Raw genomic sequence first — 266 nt, 5'->3', positions numbered from 1 at the left:
ACCACGCATTCCCAACGCAGAAACTCTCCAAACCTTCAAAGACACTGATGCTGGTGAAAACCTCACTCGCCATGAAAGTGTCGATGATATTTTTGCCGAGTTCAATTGCAATGATCTTGATCGCTAAATGTACCGCCCTGTCACTACCAAGCAATTCAATAAAGACTTAAAGCGGGCTGCCAAACGTGGCAAAGACTTGTCAAAACTCCAAGCCATTATGAAAACACTAGCAGCAGGTAAAGCACTACCGCCAAAAAATCGCGATC

General features: G+C 44.7%; 1 protein-coding gene. It reads left to right on the top strand.

The features are described from left to right. Positions 1-127 precede the first annotated feature (127 nt). On the top strand, positions 128-266 hold a 139-nt coding region (locus tag R0J87_RS21150; protein ID WP_498888737.1), incomplete at its 3' end, for a type II toxin-antitoxin system YafQ family toxin.

Origin of the sequence: Halomonas sp. SIMBA_159 (assembly GCF_046536035.1) — a bacterium.
GTDB lineage: Bacteria > Pseudomonadota > Gammaproteobacteria > Pseudomonadales > Halomonadaceae > Vreelandella > Vreelandella venusta_A.
Note: the sequence above shows the minus strand (reverse complement) of the source record. Positions and strands in the feature narration are given on the sequence as shown.